Source organism: Pseudomonas sp. MDT2-39-1, assembly GCF_054898085.1.
In genome coordinates this window covers 4198339-4220427 of the sequence record NZ_CM142716.1, presented here as the reverse complement: position 1 = coordinate 4220427, position 22089 = coordinate 4198339, and the positions used below count along the sequence as shown (strand labels likewise).

17 protein-coding genes are annotated in these 22089 nt (G+C 57.8%); 7 read left to right on the top strand and 10 right to left on the bottom strand.

Translation table 11 applies throughout. From position 1 onward, the window contains the following. Positions 1 to 119 precede the first annotated feature (119 nt). The 3 genes from ACYZTM_RS19720 to ptsP are packed head-to-tail and all read right to left on the bottom strand — an operon-like array spanning position 120 to position 5673. Positions 120 to 1859, bottom strand: coding sequence for a PTS fructose-like transporter subunit IIB (locus tag ACYZTM_RS19720; protein WP_461984182.1), 1740 nt, complete (start codon positions 1857 to 1859; stop codon positions 120 to 122). A gap of 11 nt (positions 1860 to 1870) precedes the next feature. Then, positions 1871 to 2812: a 1-phosphofructokinase gene (pfkB, locus tag ACYZTM_RS19715; RefSeq protein ID WP_461984180.1), complete on the bottom strand. Its 942-nt coding sequence runs from the start codon at positions 2810 to 2812 to the stop codon at positions 1871 to 1873. Next, positions 2812 to 5673, bottom strand: coding sequence for a phosphoenolpyruvate--protein phosphotransferase (gene ptsP / locus ACYZTM_RS19710; RefSeq protein WP_461984178.1), 2862 nt, complete (start codon positions 5671 to 5673; stop codon positions 2812 to 2814). Before ptsP ends, pfkB begins: the two co-directional genes overlap by 1 nt. A 283-nt stretch (positions 5674 to 5956) precedes the next feature. Between ptsP and cra the strand changes: the two genes are divergently transcribed. Continuing rightward, positions 5957 to 6952, top strand: coding sequence for a catabolite repressor/activator (gene cra, locus ACYZTM_RS19705; protein WP_131062975.1), 996 nt, complete (start codon positions 5957 to 5959; stop codon positions 6950 to 6952). Positions 6953 to 6955: 3 nt separating this feature from the next. Next, positions 6956 to 7732 (top strand): TatD family hydrolase, encoded by a 777-nt coding sequence (locus ACYZTM_RS19700; protein ID WP_461984175.1) that lies wholly within the window; start codon positions 6956 to 6958, stop codon positions 7730 to 7732. Positions 7733 to 7859: 127 nt separating this feature from the next. Here ACYZTM_RS19700 and ACYZTM_RS19695 read toward each other — a convergent pair whose 3' ends face one another. The 4 genes from ACYZTM_RS19695 to ACYZTM_RS19680 form a co-directional block, all read right to left on the bottom strand. Further along, positions 7860 to 8564: a methyl-accepting chemotaxis protein gene (locus ACYZTM_RS19695; protein ID WP_371928437.1), complete on the bottom strand. Its 705-nt coding sequence runs from the start codon at positions 8562 to 8564 to the stop codon at positions 7860 to 7862. 1645 nt (positions 8565 to 10209) lie between these two features. Next, positions 10210 to 11046 carry a regulatory signaling modulator protein AmpE gene (gene ampE, locus ACYZTM_RS19690; protein ID WP_131062956.1) on the bottom strand — a complete coding sequence of 279 codons (837 nt, stop codon included), beginning with the start codon at positions 11044 to 11046 and terminating at the stop codon, positions 10210 to 10212. After that, the gene (gene ampD / locus ACYZTM_RS19685; protein WP_131062955.1) at positions 11043 to 11603 is read right to left on the bottom strand and encodes a 1,6-anhydro-N-acetylmuramyl-L-alanine amidase AmpD; all 561 of its coding nucleotides are present in this window, start codon (positions 11601 to 11603) and stop codon (positions 11043 to 11045) included. Before ampD ends, ampE begins: the two co-directional genes overlap by 4 nt. A 64-nt stretch (positions 11604 to 11667) precedes the next feature. After that, positions 11668 to 13866 (bottom strand): DUF1631 domain-containing protein, encoded by a 2199-nt coding sequence (locus ACYZTM_RS19680; RefSeq protein WP_131062954.1) that lies wholly within the window; start codon positions 13864 to 13866, stop codon positions 11668 to 11670. Positions 13867 to 14150: 284 nt separating this feature from the next. On the opposite strand from ACYZTM_RS19680, the gene nadC reads away from it, so the two are divergent. Then, positions 14151 to 14999 carry a carboxylating nicotinate-nucleotide diphosphorylase gene (gene nadC, locus ACYZTM_RS19675; RefSeq protein ID WP_461984172.1) on the top strand — a complete coding sequence of 283 codons (849 nt, stop codon included), beginning with the start codon at positions 14151 to 14153 and terminating at the stop codon, positions 14997 to 14999. A gap of 40 nt (positions 15000 to 15039) precedes the next feature. On the opposite strand, the gene ACYZTM_RS19670 is transcribed toward nadC, so the two are convergent. Further along, positions 15040 to 15345 (bottom strand): DUF6388 family protein, encoded by a 306-nt coding sequence (locus tag ACYZTM_RS19670; protein WP_059403417.1) that lies wholly within the window; start codon positions 15343 to 15345, stop codon positions 15040 to 15042. Positions 15346 to 15660: 315 nt separating this feature from the next. On the opposite strand from ACYZTM_RS19670, the gene ACYZTM_RS19665 reads away from it, so the two are divergent. Next, entirely contained in the window at positions 15661 to 16452 is a 792-nt protein-coding gene (locus tag ACYZTM_RS19665) for a hypothetical protein (RefSeq protein WP_461984170.1), read from the top strand. Positions 16453 to 16632: 180 nt separating this feature from the next. Here the strand turns inward: ACYZTM_RS19665 and ACYZTM_RS19660 are convergent, their stop codons facing one another. Together ACYZTM_RS19660 and ACYZTM_RS19655 are read right to left on the bottom strand one after the other, a co-directional pair. Next, positions 16633 to 16770 (bottom strand): hypothetical protein, encoded by a 138-nt coding sequence (locus ACYZTM_RS19660; protein ID WP_461984168.1) that lies wholly within the window; start codon positions 16768 to 16770, stop codon positions 16633 to 16635. Between the two features lie 41 nt (positions 16771 to 16811). Continuing rightward, positions 16812 to 17003: a hypothetical protein gene (locus ACYZTM_RS19655; protein WP_461984166.1), complete on the bottom strand. Its 192-nt coding sequence runs from the start codon at positions 17001 to 17003 to the stop codon at positions 16812 to 16814. 627 nt (positions 17004 to 17630) lie between these two features. On the opposite strand from ACYZTM_RS19655, the gene ACYZTM_RS19650 reads away from it, so the two are divergent. The 3 genes from ACYZTM_RS19650 to ACYZTM_RS19640 all read left to right on the top strand — a co-directional run bounded on the left by ACYZTM_RS19650 (position 17631) and on the right by ACYZTM_RS19640 (position 21763). Then, positions 17631 to 19022, top strand: coding sequence for a clostripain-related cysteine peptidase (locus tag ACYZTM_RS19650; protein WP_461984164.1), 1392 nt, complete (start codon positions 17631 to 17633; stop codon positions 19020 to 19022). Between the two features lie 125 nt (positions 19023 to 19147). Next, complete coding sequence (locus tag ACYZTM_RS19645; RefSeq protein ID WP_461984162.1) at positions 19148 to 20908, top strand: matrixin family metalloprotease; 1761 nt, start codon at positions 19148 to 19150, stop codon at positions 20906 to 20908. 24 nt (positions 20909 to 20932) lie between these two features. Beyond that, complete coding sequence (locus tag ACYZTM_RS19640) at positions 20933 to 21763, top strand: hypothetical protein (RefSeq protein ID WP_461984160.1); 831 nt, start codon at positions 20933 to 20935, stop codon at positions 21761 to 21763. Positions 21764 to 22089 lie beyond the last annotated feature (326 nt).

The following is a 22089-nucleotide window of genomic DNA, read 5'->3' as shown; positions in this document are numbered from 1 at the left end:
GTGTGACACCACGACTTGTTGGAGCGAGGCTTGCCCGCGAAGGCGATTTAACATCCAACAAAGATAGTGACTGTCAGGCCGTCTTCGCGGGCAAGCCTCGCTCCTACAAAGGTTTTGTGTCAGGCCTTTACGGGTTCCAGTGCCAGCTCTACCGTTTCCGGTCGCTTGAGCAGCGCATACGCCACCGCCGTCAACAGACTCCCCGCCACAATCGCGAACAGATACAACAGCGCATGATTGATCGCATTCGGGATCGCCAGAACGAACAACCCACCGTGCGGCGCCATCAGTTTGCAGCCGAAATACATCGACAACGCACCGGTCAGCGCCCCCCCGGCAATGCTCGCCGGAATCACCCGTAGCGGGTCTTTGGCGGCAAACGGAATCGCGCCTTCGGAGATGAAACACAGCCCCAATACCAGCGCCGCCTTACCTGCCTCGCGCTCGGTCTGGGCAAACTTGCGACGCGCAATAAACGTGGCAATCCCCAAGCCAATCGGCGGCACCATGCCGGCGGCCATGGTCGCGGCCATCGGTGCATAACTTTGCGAGGCCAGCAGCCCGACCGAGAACGCATACGCGGCCTTGTTGATCGGCCCGCCAAGGTCGACGCACATCATCCCGCCGAGCAGCACACCGAGCAGAATCGCGTTGGTGGTGCCCATGCTGTCGAGGAAGTGCGTGAGACCTTCAAGCATCCCCGAAACCGGTTTGCCGACGATGTAAATCATTACCAGACCAGTGAACAGGCTCGCCAGTAACGGGATGATCAGAATTGGTTTCAGCGCTTCAAGACTTTGCGGCAAGCGTGCATAACGATTGATCGCCTGCGCCGCATAACCGGCGATGAAACCGGCAATGATTCCGCCGATAAAACCGGCGCCCAGGGTGCTCGCCAGCAGGCCACCGATCATCCCCGGTGCCAGGCCCGGACGGTCGGCGATCGAGTAGGCGATGTATCCCGCCAGCAACGGCACCATCAACTTGAACGCCGTCTCGCCGCCGATCTGCATCAGGGCTGCCGCCAACGTGCCCGGTTCCTTGAACGCGGTGATGCCGAACACGAACGACAACGCAATCATCAGACCGCCCGCCACCACCATTGGCAGCATGAACGAAACGCCGGTCAGCAGGTGTTTATAGACGCCAGTCTTCTCCTGCTTGGTCGGGCCTTTAGCACCGGTCGCAGCGGTTTCCTGCTTGCCTTCGGCCAGCGCCTTGTTCAGCGTCGCTTCGGCTTGCTTCAGGGCAATGCCAGTGCCGCAACGGTAAATCTTCTTGCCGGCGAAACGTTCGGTGGCGACTTCGATATCGCAGGCCAGCAGCACCACATCGGCATCGGCAATCGCTGCGGCGCTGAGTGGATTGCGCGCACCGACCGAGCCCTGGGTTTCCACTTGCAGGTCGTAGCCCAGACGCTTGGCCGCTTGCTGCAAGGCTTCGGCGGCCATGAACGTGTGAGCGACACCGGTTGGACATGCGGTGATCGCCACCAGACGTGGTGCGCTTTGAACAGTGACGGCAGATTGCGCGACAACTTCGGGCGCGACATACACCTGAGCTTCTTCAGCACCTCGGCGCAACACCGCTTCTACATCCTGCAGGGCGTGCGCGGGTGTGCTCTGGAACACTTTCTTGCCGACGAATCGCGACATGTCCACCGGCGTGCTGGTCACCAGCAACACCCACTCCGCGGCCTCAATCGTAGCCGCCGACAGCTGACGTTCCGGATGCGCGGCATCAACCACTTCGACGCTGGTGCTCCAGCCCTGACGCTGGGCCGCTGCATCGAGCAAACGGGCGCACAGCACACTGGTGACCATGCCGTTCGGGCAGGCCGTAACAATGGCTAACTTCATGACAAACCCTCTTATTGTTCTGTCAGGGGGCGCACGCGCACACCCTGTTCGAGCCGCGCCAACTGCGCTGCATCGCCAATACCGAAACCGATCTGCGTGACCGCCATCGCGGCAATCGCCGTGGCGGTGCGCAGGGTCTGTTCAGGCGTGTCGGCGCTGAGCAAACCGTGGAGCATGCCGGCCAGCAACGAATCGCCCGCGCCCACCGTGCTGACGACGCTGACCTTGGGCGGCGTGGCATGCATCGCCGAGCCGACACTGAACCAGTTCACACCATCGGCACCGTGGGAGATCACCACATGCTCGATGCCTTGAGCGTGCAAACGGCTCGCCGCTTCGGCTTGTGCCGCCACCGATATCACCTCGCAGCCCAGCGCATCGGCCAGCTCTTCGGTGTTCGGCTTGATCAGCCACGGGCCAGCCTTGAGCGCCACACGCAAGGCTTCACCACTGGTGTCGAGAGCGACCTTCAAACCGAGGTTTTTCAAACGCTCAATCAACGCCTGCAACCACTGAGGACTGATCCCTTGCGGCAGGCTGCCGGCGACGACGACCGCGTCATGACCGGGGGCAATCTGATCGAGTCGATCCAGCAACGCTTGCTGCGCCGCCTCATTGACCATCGGCCCCGGACCGTTGATGTCGGTGATGCGCCCATCATTTTCCGCCAGTTTGATGTTGCTGCGCGTCTCGCCGGGAACCCGAATGAACGCATCGACAAAACCGCGCCTGGCGAAAAGGGTCTCGAACGCTTGGAGGTTGTCCTCACCGAGGAAACCGCTGACCGTCAGCTGATGCCCGAGGTCTGCCAGCACCTGCGCCACGTTCACGCCTTTACCGGCGGCGTGGGTGTGCATTTCGTCGCTGCGATTGACTTGGCCGGGCTCAAGGCGCGGCAGCTGCACCGTCAGGTCCAGCGCCGGGTTGAGCGTCAGGGTCAGTATCCTGGCCATTACAGGGCCTCCACTAATGCGCGCACTTCATTGGCGCTGCCCACGGCCAGGGCCTGTTGGGCGAGAATTTTGGTTTGGCTCAGGCTGAGTTCGCGGATGCGCGCCTTGACCTCGGCAATGCTGCGACCCGACACGCTCAGCTCATCCACGCCGAGGCCGACCAGCACCGGCACCGCCAGCGGATCGGCCGCCAGCTCGCCGCACACGCCCACCCACTTGCCGTTGGCATGGGCCGCGCGCACGGTGATGTCGATCAATTGCAGTACCGCCGGATGCAAGCCGTCAGCCTGGGCCGACAAGGTTGGGTGACCCCGGTCGATGGCCAGGGTGTATTGGGTCAGGTCATTGGTGCCGACGCTGAAGAAGTCGACTTCCTTGGCCAGCACCGGAGCAAGCAGCGCCGCCGACGGCACCTCGATCATGATCCCCAGTTGCAGGTCGGAGACCGGGATTTCCAGACGCAGACGTTCGGTCATGTCCCGCGCCTGGCGCCACTCATCGACGCTGCCGACCATGGGGAACATGATCCGCAGCGGGCGGTTGTCCGCCGCTCGGAGCAAGGCGCGCAATTGCGCTTCCATGATCTGCGGACGCTGCAAGGTCAGGCGGATGCCACGCACACCGAGGAACGGGTTTTCTTCTTTCGCAATCGGCCAGTACGGCAGCGGTTTGTCGCCCCCGACGTCGAGGGTGCGAACCACCAAGGGACGACCGGCCAGGCCATCGAGGACGCGACGGTATTCGACTTCCTGGGTCGCTTCGTCGGGCGCCTGGGAATGGGCCATGAAAATCAGTTCGGTGCGCAGCAAACCGATGCCTTCGGCGCCCTGCTCCACCGCGCTGGTCACGCCAGCGCTTTCGCCGATGTTAGCGAACACTTCGACCGCGTGACCGTCAGTGGTCAATGCCGGTTGATGGCGTTGTTCGGCCGCCGCCTTCAGGCGTTGCTCGCGGGTGTCACGTTCTTCGGTGGCGCGCTGCAAGGTTGCTGCGTCGGCGTCCACGTGCAGGCGACCGCGCTGACCATCAATCAGCAACGGCGTGCCCGGCGCCAGCAGCAACACCGCTGCACCGGCGCCGACCAGGGCCGGAATGCCAAGCGCCCGGGCGACAATCGCGCTGTGAGCGGTCGCGCCGCCACGGGCCGTGAGAATACCGGCCACGCGGGTCGGATCGAGACGGGCGACGTCGGACGGACCGACCTCGTCCATCACCAGAATGTACGGCTGATCGGGTTCATTCGGGGTTTCGACGCCACTGAGTTGCGCCAGCACCCGACGGCCGATGTCGCGCAAGTCGGCAGCCCGTTCGGCGAGCAACGCATCCTGCAGCGATTCCTGTTGCTTGGCCGCCGCTTCGATCACCGCCATCCACGCCGCTTCGGCGCTTTCGCCTTGCTTGAGGCGGGTGTCGACTTCATCGGTCAGTTCCGGGTCGTCGAGCATTTCCTGGTGGGTGATGAAAATCTCGCGAATGGCCTTGGATTTGCTGCGCTCGATCAGGCCTTCGATGTCGCCACGCACGTGCACCAACGCCTGCTTGAGACGCTCGCGCTCGATCGCGGCAGACTCGCCACGCAGCGGGTAATCGATGGTTTGCAGCACTTGAATGTGCGCCGGACCGATGGCGATGCCCGGTGCGGCGGCAATCGCCTGAACCAGACTACCGGACGCTGGCGCGAGGAGCACTTGGGCCACATCGGCAAACACTTCGCGCTGCTGGCTCACGGCTGGCAACGGTTCGACTTCTTCGCCCAGGCCTTCTTCGATGGCGGCGAGCAAGGCTGGCAACGCATCAGCGGCGATGCTCGGTTCGGCGACGAACTCCAGCACCTGACCGCGACGGGCGCCGAGGCTGAGCAGTTTGCTCAAGCTCTTCACCGACACGGCGCTGTCCTGGCCATCGACGATGCGCACGCGGATTTCGCCTTCAAAACTCTTAGCCAATTGCGCGAGGATTTTCGCCGGGCGGGCATGCAAACCGTGGGCGTTGGCCAACGCAATGCGCGCGCTCGGCCAATCCGCCGGCAGTTCACCGCCCAGCACTTCAAGAACTTTACGGCTGCTGGTGGCGCGGCCCAATTCGTGGCCACGACCTTCGATCAGCAACGCACAAAGGCGTTCGAGCAAGGCCTGATGCGCCTCGCCGAGGCTGGCCAGACAGAACAGGCCACTGAGCGGCTGGCCAAGGTAGCGCATGGGTTTGTCCGGCGTGACGAAGGCGAGGCCCGGGCGCTTGACCGTTTGCTCGCTGTGCAACCACCACAGGCCATCGCCCAGCGGCAGCGCTTCGACTTGCTGCAACACGGCGGAGAAACCGTTGCTCACGCAATCTGCCTGGCGCAGCAAACGCGCACCGCGCCACACCAGCTCTTCGAAGTCATCGGCGGAGACACCGAGGCCGATCATCTGTGCATCCAGCGCCAGTTCTTGCGGTGCGCCTTGCAGCAGCTTCAATAAAGCTTCGGCGGAACTGGCGCGACGCAAGGCCTGGCCCAGGTCGGTCTCACCGAGGGCCCGGGTCAGCAGTTGCAGCAGTCGCAAGTGTTCATCGGATTTGGCGGCGATACCGATCGCCAGGTAAACAATCTGGCCGTCGCCCCAGTCCACGCCTTCGGGGAACTGCATCAGTCGCACGCCAGTGGAATACACCTGATCGCGGGTTTCCGGCGTACCGTGGGGGATGGCAATACCTTGACCGAGAAAGGTCGAGCCCTGGGATTCGCGTGCTTGCAAACCGGCAAGGTAACCCTCGGCCACCAGGCCATCGGTGACCAGATGCCGGGCCAGCAGTTGCAAGGCTTCGGATTTATCCACCGCCGATTGGCCCATGGATATCTGCTCTATAGTGAGCTCGAGCATACTTTCTCCTTTTTGGCGTCTGTTGGCGCCAGGTATTGTTTTGAATGATTCCAGCTTAGGCGCTTAGCCATCACTTTTGGCGGTTTCGCGGCAGAACCGGCCAAATGCGCTTATAACGTGGAAAATACGCTTGCTGAAACGTTTAATCTAGAATGATTGGCACGTTACTCGATTATGTCCCATCCTTGAAGTCCAACTTGTCGGAAGCGTTGCGACAATGGTCGTCTACCGTAATCGGTTAGGATTGGCGAAAATGTCGGCCGAAAAACAAGGAAAGCCCGCGTTGAAACTCAGTGATATCGCACAATTGGCCGGTGTGTCCGTTACCACCGCCAGTTATGTCATTAATGGCAAGGCCGAACAGCAACGTATCAGCAGTGCCACCGTCGAGCGCGTTCGTGCGGTCGTCGAACAACATGGCTTCACACCCAACCCCCAGGCCGCCGGGCTGCGCAGCCGGCACACGCGCACCTTGGGCTTCATTCTGCCGGACCTGGAAAACCCCAGTTACGCACGCATTGCCAAACTGCTCGAGCAAGGCGCCCGGGCTCGCGGCTATCAACTGCTGATCGCCAGCTCCGACGATGCGCCGGACAGCGAACGGCAATTGCTGCAACTGTTCCGCGCCCGGCGCTGTGATGCGTTGATTGTCGCCAGTTGCCTGCCGGCCGGTGACGACAGCTATCGTCAGTTGCAAGCCAAGGGCATGCCGATCATCGCCATCGACCGGGTGATGGAACCTGAACATTTCTGTTCGGTGATCAGCGATGATCGCGAGGCCAGCCTGCAACTGACCCGCAGCCTGCTCGATCCGCTGCCCAAGCAGATCGCGCTGATCGGTGCACGGCCCGAGCTGAGCATCAGCCAGGAACGTGCCGCCGGGTTTAAGGAAGCCCTGACCGGGTTCAAAGGCGAAGTGCTGATCGAGCACGCCGAGTCGTTCAGTCGCGAGTGCGGCAAGCAGTTGATGGAAGAACTCCTTGAGCGTCTGGGGCATTTGCCGGATGCGCTGGTGACCACGTCCTACGTGCTGCTTCAAGGCGTGTTCGATGCCTTGCACGACTTTCCGCTGAAAACCCGCCCGCTGCGCCTCGGCACCTTCGGCGACACGCAGTTGCTGGACTTCCTGCCGCTGCCGGTCAACGCCATGGCTCAGCAGCATCAGTTGATCGCCGACAAGGCACTGGCACTGGCACTGGCCGCCATCGAGCAGTCCGATTACCAACCCGGCGTGCAGGCCATCGCGCGGACCTTCAAGCAGCGTATTCGCCAGGACTGAACCGTGGAGCTGATCGACAGCCACACTCATCTGGATTTTCCGGACTTCGACGAGGACCGCTCGGCGCTGCTCGCCGAGAGCCGTACCCTTGGAGTGCGCCGGATGGTGGTGCTGGGGGTTTATCAGGGGAATTGGCAGCGGGTCTGGGACCTGGTGCAAAGCGATCCCGATCTGCATGCGGCGTTCGGGTTGCACCCGGTGTATCTGGACCAACCTCGCCCTGAAGACGTACCCGAACTCGGTGATTGGCTGACCCGCCTGGCGGGTCATCGGCAACTGTGTGCGGTGGGCGAGATCGGTCTGGATTACTTCATCGAAACCCTGGACCGTGAACGCCAGCAGGCCTTGTTTGACGCGCAACTGCAACTGGCGGTGGATTTCAATCTTCCGGCGCTGATTCATGTGCGGCGCAGCCATGCAGCAGTGATTGCCACGCTCAAACGTTTCCGGCTGAAACGCGCGGGAATCATTCATGCCTTCGCCGGTAGCAAGGAAGAGGCTCGCGAGTACATCAAGCTCGGCTTCAAGCTGGGCCTGGGCGGTGCCGCGACCTGGCCGCAGGCGTTGCGCATGCACCGCGTGCTCGCCGATTTACCCCTTGAGTCGGTGGTGCTGGAAACCGACTCGCCGGACATGGCGCCTGTCATGTTTCCCGGCCAACGCAACAGCCCGGCGCATTTGCCGGCGATCTGCTCGGCACTGGCCGGGATCATGGGGATCACTTCGGAGCAATTGGCTGCGGCCAGCACGGCCAATGCCTGCGAGTTGTTCAGCTGGTAATCAGCCCTGCACAAAAACCTGTGGGAGCGAGCCTGCTCGCGATAGCGGTATGACAGCCGACACTGATGTCGACTGAAAGACCGCTATCGCGAGCAGGCTCGCTCCCACTTTTGGTCCCTGTGTGCTGTCAGACCCGGAACGCGCTGATCAGTTGTTTGAGTTCCACCACCTGGGCCGACAACGCGCGACTGGCATCCTCGGTCTGGTGCGCACCTTCGGCGGTGCGTTCGCCAGCGCGGTTGATCTCGACGATGTTCTGGTCGATGTCATGGGCCACCGCGGTCTGCTGCTCCACTGCCGCGGCGATCTGCTGGTTCTGGTCGACGATCATGCCGACGGCGCCGAGGATGTTTTCCAGCGCTTGCTGAACCTTTTCCGACTGCCCGACGGTGCCATCGGCCACCTGATGACTGACACCCATGGCTTTCACGGCCGCGCCGACACCGTTTTGCAGCTTGGTAATCATCTGCTCGATTTCTTCGGTCGATTGCTGGGTGCGCTTGGCCAGTGTCCGGACCTCATCGGCCACCACCGCAAATCCACGCCCCTGCTCACCGGCCCGAGCGGCTTCGATCGCGGCGTTGAGCGCCAGAAGATTGGTCTGCTCGGCGATGCTTTTGATCACTTCCAGTACCCGACTGATGGATTGGCTGTCGCTGGCCAATTGATTGATCACCCGCACCGACTGATCGATCTCACTGGCCAGTTGCGCGATGCTGCCCTGCTGGGACGCCACCAGGCCGCGACCGCTGATGGTCTCGTCGTTAACGCTGTGAGCGCTGCTGACCGCCGCGGCGGCACTGCGCGCCACCTCAAGTGAGGTGGCCGACATCTGGTTCATGGCCGTGGCGACCTGCTCGATCTGCGAGCGCTGCCCCGCCACCGCCTGGTTGCTTTGGGCAGAAACACTTTCGACCTGCCCGGCCTGACGCTCGACCTCATTGACGGTCTGGCCTACGCGTTCGATCAGGTCATGGATTTTCTTCACGGTGCCGTTGAACACCTCGCCCAACTCGCCCAACTCATCGCGGCTTTCGGCGCGGAAGGTCACTGTCATGTCGCCCGCCGCGACTTTGTCCAGCGTCGCGCCAAGTCGCTTGAGGGTGGTGCGGGTCGAGGCGTAGAAGCCGCCGTAGAGGTAAAAAATCAACACAAACACCACCGACAGCGCCACGGCCTGCAAGACTATGTGGGTGCGGTTCTGCTCCAGTCGTTGCTGTAACTGGGTGCCGAGAAAGGTCAGGGTGGCTTCGTTGAGTTGGTAGGTCTGGTCCATCAGGCCGGTGACCTGATCATAAAAGGCCTGCCATGGCGCATCGAGGGTGTCCGCCATCACTACCTGTTCTTCGAACAGTTCACTGGCCTTTTTCAGGGAGGCCTTGCTGCTCTCGGCCTGGGCCGCCAGGGTTTCACGCGCCGCTTTGCTGGAGCCCAATGCATCATTCAGCTTCAGACCGTATTCACCCTGGAGCTTTTCGATCTGCGCCAGCAGCTCATCGAACCGGGTGCTTGACGACGAATTCAGAAAACCTTGCCCCAGCGAATAAGAACCCATCGCGCGGCCGTCACCCAGGATCTGGGTCACCGGCGGAGTGACGTTGGTAATGAGTTCGCTCAGCTGACGCATGTCGCTTTGACTGTCGCGGCTCAGGCCGGCTTGAGTGGCGATGATCTGACTGAAAATCTGTGCATTGCCGAGTAATTTGCCGATCAGCGCACTTTTACTTTGCAGGGAGCTTTCCGCTTGCTGGGCCTTGAAGCCGGCGATCATTTCATCGCGTTTGCCGTCGAAAACGGTGATCTGTTCCGGGTCCGAGGTCATCGCCGCCAGCCCTTGCAGGCGGGCCAGAACACCTTGCTCCAGCGTGCTGATCTTCGTCTCGACGTTGCCGGCCTTGCCGGACTGGCCAAGGGTGACGTTGATTTGCACCAGATTGTTCAGGGTTTCCAGATCACGCCGCAGGGTCAGGCTGCTGCCGAGCAGGTCGAGGCTTTGCAGTTCGACTTGGGTGCCCTGAAATTCACGATAGGAATCGCGGACCAGATAGAAATTGGTCACCAGCATCGGCACGAGGAACAGCACACTGATCAGGCTGAACTTCATGCCGAAGCTCAGGCGATTCATCAGTGCGACGGCGGGATAGAGCAAGCTCTTCACTGGAAGTCTCCCTTTTGATTCTTATTTTTATTGGCAGGCGCGGGTCGACGGCAGATAGCCACTATTTAGCGCTGACTCTGTATAGCTTAAATCGGCAGGGGGTTTTGTAACTTAAGGTTAACGGCAGGATGCGCACCTGGGACGATTGATATCCCTGTGGCGAGGGGGCTTGCCCCCGTTCGGCTGCGAAACAATCGTAAATCCAGACAACTCGGTCTGTCTGAAGGGACACTGGGGCCGCTTCGCGACCCAACGGGGTGATGCAGCATTCCGACAAGCCCCTCGCCACAGGGAGCCCGTTCACCCCAATGGATTTGGGTTAAGGCAACACCGTCCACAACGCAAAACCTGCATACCAGAGCACCGCCGCACGCAGCAGTAACTCCCAGATCCGGTCCAGGCTGTTAATGCCATCCGGTCCGACGACCGGCGCAGGAATTTCACCGGCCACCAGCCCGACTTTCTCAATTAGCTGAGCGGCGCTGATGTTCCAGTTCAGCAGTTCATGCAGCATGACGCGGCTGACTGCAACAAAGTTTCCGACCAGCGCGAAACTCGCCGCCAACAGACGCACCGGCACCCAATCAAACGCATGACGCAACTGTGCAGCGCGTTCGACCACGGCCGGGTTCTGCCCGTGTTCTTCGGCCAACGCCAGCAGTCGGTAGCTCAGGGCTGCGACCGGGCCCAGCACGAAGTACCAGAAAATCACCGCGAAGAAGCTCTGGTAAGCCTCCCACAGCAAATGGCCTTCGACCCGTTCAAGCAGTTGCTCGCCGTTATCGGCGCAGATGTCCAGGTCGCGCTTGGACACATGGGCAGCCGCTTGCAGGTCTTCCCTGCGCCAGGCATCGCGAAACGGCCCGAGGCCGGCCAGCAAATCGCCGCGGCCCAGGCTGTAAATCACCACCAGCAAGTGCACTGGTAACGCCAGCAATCCGTAGGCCACCGGCTCAAGCACCACCAACAACAAACCCAGCAGCGCTACCGGCAGCAACACCAGCACCACCAATATCAGCCATGGCCGATTGATCAGACGTGGACTGACTTCAAGCTTGTTCAGTTCACGTACCCAACCGCCATCACGTTGGACCCGATGGCGCAGGGCCGAGAATTTCTCGATCCAGACTGCCAACAGCAACACCAGAAAACTCATTGTCCTTCCTCTTTTGCCAGGGCCGCGCGATAGCGTGCCCAGTCGAACGCGGGTCCCGGATCCGTCTTGCGCCCCGGTGCGATGTCGCTATGCCCACAGATGCGCTGTGCGGTGATCGCCGTAAACGTGCTTTGCAGCTGTCGGGTCAGCGTCGTCAACGCTTGATATTGGGCGTCGGTGAACGGCAGATCATCCGTGCCTTCGAGCTCGATGCCCACGGAAAAATCGTTACAGGTTTCACGCCCCTCGAAACTCGAGACACCGGCGTGCCAGGCGCGCTCAAGACAAGAGACAAACTGAGTGACCGTGCCGTCACGCTCAATCAAAAAGTGCGCAGACACCCGCAGGTCAGAAATCCCTTCAAAGTAGGGATGCTCCGTGACATCCAGACGATTCTGGAAAAATTCCTGCACCTTGCCGGTGGCGAACTGCGCGGGCGGCAGGCTGATGTTGTGGATCACCAGCAGGGAAATTTCGCCCGAGGGGCGCGCATTGAAGTTGGGCGAGGGGCATACATCCACGCCCTGACACCAACCGCTCGCGGGGTCCAACTGCATACAGGTTCCTTCAACGACGACTGTGTTGGCGACCAGTATGCCGCGATAGGCCCTCGGGGCGCGATCACTTGCCGCGATTGAGTCGCCGCAGATTGCCCAGCACCGACTCCAGGGCCCGATCGAACAGCAAGGTGTCGTCCAGCGCCCGCACCGCGCCACGGCTAAATTCCAGGGCCAGGCCGGTGCGGTTGCGCTCCAGCACCTTCATCCCGGTGCGGTTGACGAAGATGTATTTCCCGGTCGCTTCGATGATCGCTGCCAGCTTGCAACGCAGGGTATTTTCATCGTCTTCCTGAAACTCGACCCAGCAGCCGGGACGCAGTTGATCGACCTGGACCAAACCGGCATCGTCCGCCGGCAACCGTACTGACACCGTATCGGCGGGGCCCTCGTCGGCGGTGCGCAGCACGACTTCCTGCAGCACTTCGACCATCACCGGCTGCTCGGCGAGCGGTTCAACCGCATGGTCCGGACGCTCGAACAATTGCACGTGCAAGGTTTCCAACTCACTGAAAAACTCACTGGTGGCGAACGGATCGAAGGCCGAACTGCTCAGCCCGTCACGCAAGGACTTCAGCAACCCCGGCACCAGCGCCAACAGACGCAGGCCAGCATCGGGCTCGTCATGGCGCTGCACGCTCCAGATCAATTGCTCCATGGTCTGCACATCGGCATGCCATTGCGCCGACGCGTCACCGTGCTTGAGGCAAGTCAACAACAGCACTTTGCTCCAGGCTTCCTGGACGAAGACCACCACACCTTGCGGCAGCATTTTGCCCAACAACGCCTGATTCAGCGCCTGCTCGACACGCTGGCGAGCCAGTTCGGTCCTGGCGCGGCCTTCTTCGGCGTCACGGGTGCGCTGCTCAAGCAGTTCACTGCGACGGCGCTCGTCACTGGTGAAGGCGAGAAAATCCGCCAGCAACTCGGAAAAGATCGCCGGATCGTCAACAAAGTCATTCAACAGGCGCTGCACCACTTGCTCGATGCGCAGGTACAGGCTGTCACGCTCGTGGTCATCGCACTCGCCCCAACCCATGGCGGCAGCGGCGATCTCGTTAAGCAGACGCCGGGCCGGGTGACTGGCACGGCTGAAGAAGCTCTTGTCGAGCACCGCCACTTTGAGCATCGGGATCTGCAAACGGGCAATCAGCGCCTTGAGGGAGTCCGGCAGGTTGCGGTCATCAAGGATGCATTCGAAGAGCATCGCGATCAGGTTGATCACGTCTTCGTCAGCCACGCCGACCACACGCGACTTGCCACTCTTGACGCTGACCCGGGTCAGCAGTTGTTCGAGCTGGTTACGCAGATCGAAGTCGTCCTGTGTCGCCAGCGCCGGCACGTATTGCTGCAAGTGCGAGAGCAGGCGCAACAGGTCGCGGGTGGAAATGGGCTGGGTCTGGGCACTGGCTTCGAGGGTGGGTGCGACACTGCCGCGCACGTGTAACAGCAGCTCCTGCAACGCGGCGAAGACTTCCTGCACACCGTCGTCGATCGGCGTGTGGATGCCGGCCTCGATAGGTTCGGCATGGGCACTGGCGGCCGCCTGATCGGTGGCTCGCCTCGCGGGCGCGGGCTTGAGGTCCGGCAACACCCCGGTAGCGATGAGCAGTTGATTGGCTTCGGCGTACAGCTGATCAGCGCTGCTGAGCACGTAGCGGTCGAACAGCTTGAGAATGATCAGCTTGACCTTGATCTCCACCCCCAGGTTGCGCCAAGCCTGCAAGAAATACTCACAGAGCCTCGCCGGCCCCAACGGGTTGTGCTGATCGTCCAGCGCATTGCCCAGCAGAGCACTGAGTCGGGCCGTCAGTTGGTCAAGGGCGAAACCGTCGCGGTTTCGAACTTTGCTGACCATGGCCTCCACCGCAACGCGGCGCTCCAGGTCGTCATTGGGCGCAGCACCGGCATCGAACGCCAATGCTCGAGGCAAGGCCTCTTGGGTGCTGTCGTACTGCGAGAGGCTGACGAATGCTTCAAAGAATTGTTCGAGAAATCCGCGCTCGATGCTTTTTCGCTTCAGTCGCAAGTCGCGCATGGCTTCGAAGAATCGGTTCTGCTCGACGTCGTTGCGAGCCCGATCGGCCATTTCGAACAGCGTGTCGTCGGCGTTATCAAACAGTTCCTGCAAGCCATGCCTGAGCTGTTGAGTGGCCTTGTCGCGAACCTGAAGCAGAATCACAGGCAGGCGGGCGAGCGGCGATTGAATCGCCTGATCCGTAGCTGCCTTGTGCAAAGGCACTACATTCCCGTCGTTGTGCATCCGAGCCTCCTGAAACGGTGATTCTGCGAACAATCGTGAACCCAAAACACGTCAAACCCATGACGTCAAAAGCAAGGCGGATTATCTTGCAAAAGCGCCCCCGTGTGCCAGCAGACTCTGTGCTTCGCATTGATATAGACGCGTAGGGAAGACGCAGACTTAGTGCCGATGATTCAAGGGAATCGACCAAATGCAGGTTTGCATGCGACGGGAACGCCTCTGATGCCTTGGGTTGCCTCACGCCATGGCCCTATAATCGGGCCACTTTGTTTGTGGAGCCCGTTATGCCGAATCTACGTCTCGCCGATTTGACCGCCGAAATCGAAGCCAACGTGCGCCGTGCGTTGCTCGAAGACATCGGCAGCGGCGACATCACCGCGCAGCTGATCCCGGCCGAACGCCTGGCCAAAGCCACCATCATCACCCGCGACGCTGCGATCATTGCCGGCACCGCATGGGTCGATGCCGTTTTCCGGCAACTCGATCCACGGGTCGCGGTGCACTGGCAGGTGCGCGACGGCGAACGGGTGAAACCCAATCAGGCGCTGTTTCACCTCGAAGGTCCGGCACGCTCGTTGCTGACCGGCGAACGCTCTGCGCTGAACTTCCTGCAATTGCTCTCGGGCGTGGCCACACGCGCGCAATACCTGGCGGATTTTGTCGCCAAGACGCAGGTGAAGTTGCTCGACACCCGTAAAACCCTGCCGGGGCTGCGTCTGGCGCAGAAGTACGCCGTGACCTGCGGCGGTTGCCACAACCACCGTATCGGCCTGTACGACGCCTTCCTGATCAAGGAAAACCACATCGCTGCCTGCGGGGGCATTCCTGAAGCCATTAACGCTGCGCACAAGATCGCCCCGGGCAAACCGGTCGAGATTGAAGTGGAAAGCCTGGATGAGCTCAAAGAAGCCCTGGCGGCGGGTGCGGACATCATCATGCTCGATGAGCTGAGCCTGGATGACATGCGTGAAGCCGTGCGCCTGAACGCAGGCAAGGCAAAACTGGAGGCCAGCGGCGGTATCAACGAAAACACGCTGCTGCCGATCGCCGAAACCGGGGTAGATTACATTTCGATTGGTGCGATGACCAAGGATGTGAAGGCTGTCGACCTGTCGATGCGTCTGAGCCTCTGAGAATGAAAAAACGCCAGCCTCATTGAGGCTGGCGTTTTTGTCAGACCACCAGATTGTTCATCTCGCAGTACTCTTCCCACTCGACGCCCAACACCTCGGCCGCCTCCTTGTGCAGCACCAGGCGCGCAGCCTCGAACTCCTCCGGAGTCGAGGTGTACTTGAGCGTCAGCTCCCACGGCTGCAAGCCCTGGGATTCCGCCTCATCCTCGAACGCCCACTGGATCTGGTCTTTCTGATCGTCGGCTGGCAAGTCCTTGATCTCTTCGGCTAACTGGGGCGAATCCAGCAAGTACTTTTTCAGCGCTTCTTCGTGTCTGGCTTCTTGAGTCAATTCTTTAACGGTCATGTCGTTCTCGCTGATCTGGGGAATGGAAGATGGATCTGGATCATCAAGGATCTCTCTGACGCAAAAAACCGTTTGAAGCCCGGTTTGTCTGGCCTTCAGAACCATTCGGGGATCATCTGAAAACTGCAAAGTGGTGCGTGTTCAACGTTCGAATATAGGACGTTTGGACGACGATTTATATGGACTTTTACATCAAATCTACAAAAAAACCGTTGATCGGGCTTTCTGAAAATTTTCCTTCGCTAACCAGGAACAACGTTCAAAAGGTAAAGTCATAGCGATGTGCCATATAGGCACCTCACAAGGAACCCGGTGATGCGCAATTTTTCCAAGCTTCCGTCTACCCTGTTTGCAACCGGCATGACTGTCCTTCTTCTCGGCAGCCTGGCATTGCCCAATACCGCTCAAGCCGGTCTGGAATACAAATCCGACAGCGCTAACTCTTCTGATAAATTACTCGCCTTCCATAATTATTACGGCACATACGTGATGGTCAGATCCGACGTCAGTACTGATGACGTGGAACAACTGCAACGCATTGTCAAAACCAATACGGCTGATCTGGAGGTTCTGAAGAAAACCGTCAGTGAGCAGGCGCGCCTCATCGAAGAGTTCAAAAAGAACACGGGTTCCAGTTCAAGCTCGAATGCCAGCGAAGTGGACAAACTCAAGCGCACCGTCAGCGAACAGGACACTGGCCTGAAAAACCTCGCCAAGGCCATGGACGAACTCAAACGCAATAGCAGTTCGAATACCAGCTCCAGTTCCAGCGAAGTCAGCGACCTCAAGCGCACGATCAGCGAACAGGAAAACGGGCTGAAAAAACTCGCCAGTCAGATGGACGATCTGAAACGCAGCGGCGGCTCGAACTCCGGTTCAAGCTCCAGCTCGAGCGAGGTGAGTGACCTCAAGCGCACCGTCAACGGGCAGGAAAACGACCTCAAAAGACTTGCAGGCCAGGTGGAAGACCTCAAGCGCAGTGCAGGATCGAGTTCCAGTTCAAGCTCCAGCGACCTGTCCAGCCTTAAGCGGGAAGTCAGCGATCAGGATAATCAACTGGATCAGCTCAAACGCACCTTGGAGGATCTGAGCAGAAAAGTGAAATAACAGGGGGAATGGTGCCCGAGACAGGAATCGAACCAATCGACTCAAGCTCAGTAAAAACGGTAAGACTTATAGCTACAAAAACAAAATAGGTACTCATTAAGGGACTCAGCCAAAACCAAGCCCTGCCGTCAGCTCTTAACTGCTGTGCCACATCAGCTTAGCCCAGGCGCTGCGCTTGGGCTACTGTTCCATCATCACGGTCAGGCTGCGCATGTATTCGTCATCCTGGCGATTCCGCATCTGCTCGGCCTGCCATGGATCGACCTTGGCGATTGATTCGTTCCAAGCGGCTGTTTGTTGCTCGTCGGTGTGGTGCATGGTGTTGCTCCTTTGTTAGAGGATTCCATGCTACGGGGCCGCTAGCGGTGCTTTACGAGCGACTTTCCCAAATCGGCGGCGGCCTCGCGGGCCTGCTCTTCCTCAAACTCCAGAAGCCAGTTCTGCGCGTTGTCCAGGATGAGGAGCGCCATGTGTTTCCCGCGACCAAGCTGTCTTGCCAGCGTGGCCATGACGGGCTGTATCCACTTGAATGAACCAGGTTCACCAGCCATCGGCCTTTGCTCTTGGGCACCAGGCGTAATTGCATGGACTTGACCACCCATTTACATTGCCACTGACCAGTCAATTGCATCCGTGCTGACCAACCGTTTACATTCGACTTGACCAGCAGGCGCCGCAGTGACGACAGGCAGAGAACGGCCAGAAGCGGCCGGTGAGCCATATCCACCCGTGCAGGACATGGCAAGAGCGCGACACAAAAATGTAATCAAAGGTCGAACGTTCATGAGCGGAAGCGAACGCAGGACATTCATATGTCAGGACACCGCGGACGGAAGCGGCGAAATCATCGTCGATTCAACGTCAGAATTACTTGCAAAATTGGGCTTTGGCTATGCAGACGAGCTAACTATCGCGGTAACTGATGGCGCGATGTCCTGAAGCCAATACGCAGTACATCTCCCTCGCACTGAACTCTATCCCCTTCGAAAATTCGATTTCCACTTTACACCCAGCTTGCATATTCAAAAAGTGAGCTATGGTGTTCATATAGGCAAAGATACCTAAGTCAGTGTTTCTCGACTGGGTGCCCGACGCGTTTCCAGGTCTTTGTCATCACCAGCGTTAAACTGCTATCGCTGTGGACTAGGTAAAATGCCTAATCCTGGCTGGGAGGAAGGATGCGTATCTCATTGGGCTGGGCGTGGGTTTACGTCTTCGTCAGCATGACCAGCAATCTCTTTGTAGAAAGTGCAACAGCACAAGGGATTCCAGAGCGTGAGTGGACGGTCATGGTTTACATGAACGCCAAGAACAACCTTGAACCTTACGCTCTGTCCAACTTTCACAGCATGGCGCAAGTAGGAAGCTCGACAAAAGTAAACTTGGTGGCGCAACTTGGAAGACCCAAGTGTGATCGGAAGCTCATAAGCACTTGCTATACCACTGAAGACGGCAACTGGTCGGGGGTATATCGCTTTCTGGTTAACAAAAACACAAACCCTAGACCGGAACAGGCACTGGTAAATGTAGCAGCCTCAGGAGACTCCACTGACATGGGTTCTCCATTGGCTTTAAAACAATTCATTCGCTGGTCCAAAAAAACTTACCCGGCCAAGCGCTATATGCTGGTTATATGGAACCATGGGCAAGGTTGGCGTTTCCAGCTCGCCGCAGATCGGAGCCTTCGTAGTAAAACAACACGCTCCCCACTTCCACAAGAGTTTGCAAACGCAGTTCCTGAAACGACCCCAATTGCTGGCGGGTTCCGTGCAGTGTCTAGCGACGACGACACTGGTTCAATTTTGTACAACCGCGATGTTCAGGACGTCATTGCTAGCGAGTTTTCCTCTTCCAAGCTTGACCTGTTGGGCTACGACGCTTGCTTGATGGCTATGATCGAGACTGCCTACGGCTTAGTTCCTTCGGTTGATGTCATGGTTGCTAGTCAAGAACTTGAGCCCGGTACTGGATGGCGATATTCGACTTGGCTGGATAAGCTTGTAGCAAACCCTACGATGGGATCAAGTGATCTTTCTAAGGCAGTTATTGAATCTTACAGGCAACAGTATGGGGACGAATATCTAACCACCCTATCAGCTGTTAGGTTGTCAGATGTCACCGAGATTGCAAAAAGCCTCAGTGGATTTTCTGATGCTCTACATCAAGCTGGAGATATTGAACTAAGTGCTATGCGAAAGGCAAGAGCAAAAGTTCAGGCCTATGGTGCCTCCACCAATCCTCCTCTGCGAACATCGGTGGACATTACTGCACTTCTGAAAGCATACGAAAACAACACAAATAACGCTGGACTGCGCACAAAATCCGCCAAGGTTCGATTTGCTTTAGCCAAGTCTGTCATTAGCAACTACGCAAGTGCTAGAAGCCAATATCCAGACTATGATCTGCCATACGGCTCCGAGGGGCTGGCTATTTACTACCCCAAATCGGCCGACGAATTCTATAAAGACTATTACCACAAGGGCTACTTAAAGCAAAACAATGACCGGCCTGTAGACTTTGTCCAAAAAGAAAGCTGGGCAGACCTTCTATATAAACTTCTCGAAATTTAAACGCCGTGCGCTCCGGTACTAGCTTCTTCGTTAGTTTGGTCCTGTTCGCATTTCTTGCCTTAACAGAGGCTGTAGCAGCACCAACTATGTTACCGGTTGCCGATCACGAATACCGGGACTTAACAATGCCATTCGATGGACAGCGAGTTGCCCACTTTTTTGGTGTATCCAAACCTCCCTTTGGCGAGTCGGTAATTCTTCGAGCAAGAGGCTCAGTTTTATTGCAACTCCATCGCAATGGCTCCGAATTACCAGGAGGAGTCCAAGTCCATGTCTTAGTCAAAAATGTAGCCGGAGCCACACTTGCCAGCTGGGTGACTGATCTTAATCCAATAACCATACTTGGTTTCATCCGCCGCCTCGACCTTCCTGACGATGCGGCGTCAATTATGGTAACCGCGATTGATAGTGCGGAGGGAGGCCCAACCGGCCGATTACCTTACACACTGATTCTGGAGACTTGGCCACTCAATGCAGAGTCGATTGTGGAGCTTCCGGCCGAGGCTGTTGATGCCGAGTCGGCCTTTCCCTTCCGGCTCCCTTCTGTGGCAACGTGCAAAATGGTAGATGCACCTTCGAAGCGTCACGATTACATCGAAAAATTCGCCAGTGTTAACCTCTCCAGCCTTCCTATGAATGTACCTATTCAGAGGCTCTTTTCTGCGGGTGGGTACTTGTTGGTTTCGCCCCCCAGCGGAATGGATCTAGGGGAAAAACTGTCGGTACGACTATTAGTTAAGCACTCTGGGGATGGTCCGTACGTAGAAGTCTGCCCGCCGACAATTATTCTGGGTGAGTCAACTCAGGCGTTAGAGGCAACACTTACAGGACAGCAAGATTATTCGATCTGGCGGGTGGAACTCGTAATGGAGAGTTCAACTGCCACCACGAATAAGGCAAAACTGGACTTTACCCGCGAACGTGTCATGGTTTCTCCTGACCCCTTCCGCGCAGAGCCTGGCTGGAACAATGCACGAGGATTGGTCTGTTTCGACAGAACAGTGCAAGGCGCGGGAACGACTCAGTCCACGAGCGCTTTTGCAGGTCGAACTCGACTCAAAATTGTTCTACCTTCAGCGGGATCCGTCCCAATTGACGAAGCCCAGCGAAAGGCTGCAGAAACCGTATTGCTGCAAGCAGCGTCTTTATGGGTGTACTCCTGTGTTGCCTGCATGCCGGATAACCTCGCTATCGTCTCAATTAATGACAGGGTGTACGTTTCCGAAACTCTTTACGCGATGATGGGGCCCGGCCGAATACCTTCGCCTGCCAAGGGTCTTACCTCGTCTGATTTAGAGCACATGTTTGTCGATTTCCTAGGTAATTCACGCGTTGGCACAGGCAACCCGTTTTTACCGTATCGACTCACCGAAACTCCCCAGAAAGACTTCGAGTCTGTCTGTTCACTCAAGGCAGATGAGAAAAGCACACCAACACTTAAGCGAATACAGGATGCCCTGTGTACAAGTTCCTTATTCGGATCGACTGCCACTATTCGTGTGAGCTTTAAATATGGTGACACCTCATGTGGTGACGATCCGAATATCGTTGGATGTAGAGCGGATCATGAACTAACCCAATACAACATCCGCGACTATCGCTTCGTAGCCCAGCCAAGTGGAACTCAAACTGGTAATGGGCCAGTCGAAGTCGACCTGCTACAAGCTATAGTGCATGAAATGGGGCATTGGATTGGGCTTAGCCACCTCAATTCGACGGAGTCCATTATGGCCGCATCTTTAGAGCAGGCTAGATGTATTGATTTTGAGACGGTGAAGGCTCTGGCCAATCAGACAAAAAATCCTGAGGACGCAGGTGAGTTGGAGGAACCGCAAGCATTTATGCTACGCAAGCATTCTACGACTATATTACCAACTGCCAACTGACAACCTTACATAAATGGGCTAAGCATGAGAACTAAAACTATCAGCATATTGGCTACGGCCACATCGCTTTTACTCGCTGGCTGCGGAAGTCTGACACCACCAAAGTACGAAAATGGACAATATGTTCCACCGCCAGCGAAGCATTCGCTTCAGGTTGATCTTGCACCCTCAGCCTGTGGCGCAAGCGGACCACCTAGAGCTCTGCTTACGCCACTGATTGCGGTACTTGGAACAGCCGTGATTAACCAGAGTTACGACAGGTTCGTAAACTGGTTAGATGAGAAAAAGGCGAATATGTCAGCCTCCTCAACCGGGATCACAACCACAAACTTCCTGGTCGGTCAAAATCCGAAACGATGTCTGACATTGGTACGGGACAGCTCCATGGTAGCGATGTTCTCCATTGAACCGACAGCTTCCGGTGGCTACTGGCACATGAGTCCATATTCGCTAAAATTCCTAAGCTCAGAAGCAAAGGAAGATGCGGATGGTGAGAAGTCAATTGTCGCAGATATACAATTTTCAACACCGGGGACTGACGGGACTTTGACAACGTTCTTCCAAGCAACTTTTGATCTAGGATCTCATAAGGCAGGACCACAGACCATCGACACAAAAGCATTTGTAGGGCAGGACAGTGGCCCTTATGGGCTGCCGAAAGTGCCCGAAAGCGATGCACTAGTGACGATGAAAATCACGGCGTCTCTCATTGAGCATGGTGAAGGTCGAGATTGGATTCGCGGTGTTACAGATTCACTCCGCGAGAAAGAAAATCGCGAAAAAATTCTTAAGCCAATTTTCGAATTACTTGCCGAAAAGACGGAAAAGACCGAAGAGACCGAAGAGACCAAATAAATCATCAGCGGCTAACGCACTAAACCGAAGCTCGATCCCGACAATAGGGCTGCTGTCATTTCTTGCCGATTTGGCTCAACGTTAGCTGCTGATTGCGTTAGACATACCCGCGTTTAGAAAGAACTGAATCGTTACGCCCGCCAACATCGAACGCGCGCTGCGTGCCACTGAGCTTCCAAAGGCACGGTCTACCTCACGGAAAGCGAACAACGCACGGGTGCGAGCCAATGCCTCTATAAAGCGCTACTGTCTATCCTCTCGCGTCAAATGTTCCATTCCCCTTCGACAGCGGCGGGCAGCACGTGCGACGGGGCTTCAGCTGAGGC

Excerpts from the sequence above, each read along its gene's own strand:
- ACYZTM_RS19645 (WP_461984162.1), top strand. The coding sequence starts at position 19,148 with ATGCCATTCGATGGACAGCGAGTTGCCCACTTTTTTGGTGTATCCAAA.
- ACYZTM_RS19665 (WP_461984170.1), top strand. The coding sequence starts at position 15,661 with ATGCGCAATTTTTCCAAGCTTCCGTCTACCCTGTTTGCAACCGGCATG.
- pfkB (WP_461984180.1), bottom strand. The coding sequence starts at position 2,812 with ATGGCCAGGATACTGACCCTGACGCTCAACCCGGCGCTGGACCTGACG.
- ACYZTM_RS19720 (WP_461984182.1), bottom strand. The coding sequence starts at position 1,859 with ATGAAGTTAGCCATTGTTACGGCCTGCCCGAACGGCATGGTCACCAGT.
- ampD (WP_131062955.1), bottom strand. The coding sequence starts at position 11,603 with ATGCAGTTGGACCCCGCGAGCGGTTGGTGTCAGGGCGTGGATGTATGC.
- ACYZTM_RS19680 (WP_131062954.1), bottom strand. The coding sequence starts at position 13,866 with ATGCACAACGACGGGAATGTAGTGCCTTTGCACAAGGCAGCTACGGAT.
- ptsP (WP_461984178.1), bottom strand. The coding sequence starts at position 5,673 with ATGCTCGAGCTCACTATAGAGCAGATATCCATGGGCCAATCGGCGGTG.
- ACYZTM_RS19695 (WP_371928437.1), bottom strand. The coding sequence starts at position 8,564 with ATGTCGGCCACCTCACTTGAGGTGGCGCGCAGTGCCGCCGCGGCGGTC.
- ACYZTM_RS19660 (WP_461984168.1), bottom strand. The coding sequence starts at position 16,770 with ATGCACCACACCGACGAGCAACAAACAGCCGCTTGGAACGAATCAATC.
- ACYZTM_RS19670 (WP_059403417.1), bottom strand. The coding sequence starts at position 15,345 with ATGACCGTTAAAGAATTGACTCAAGAAGCCAGACACGAAGAAGCGCTG.
- ACYZTM_RS19655 (WP_461984166.1), bottom strand. The coding sequence starts at position 17,003 with ATGGCTGGTGAACCTGGTTCATTCAAGTGGATACAGCCCGTCATGGCC.
- ACYZTM_RS19650 (WP_461984164.1), top strand. The coding sequence starts at position 17,631 with ATGCGTATCTCATTGGGCTGGGCGTGGGTTTACGTCTTCGTCAGCATG.
- ampE (WP_131062956.1), bottom strand. The coding sequence starts at position 11,046 with ATGAGTTTTCTGGTGTTGCTGTTGGCAGTCTGGATCGAGAAATTCTCG.
- ACYZTM_RS19640 (WP_461984160.1), top strand. The coding sequence starts at position 20,933 with ATGAGAACTAAAACTATCAGCATATTGGCTACGGCCACATCGCTTTTA.
- nadC (WP_461984172.1), top strand. The coding sequence starts at position 14,151 with ATGCCGAATCTACGTCTCGCCGATTTGACCGCCGAAATCGAAGCCAAC.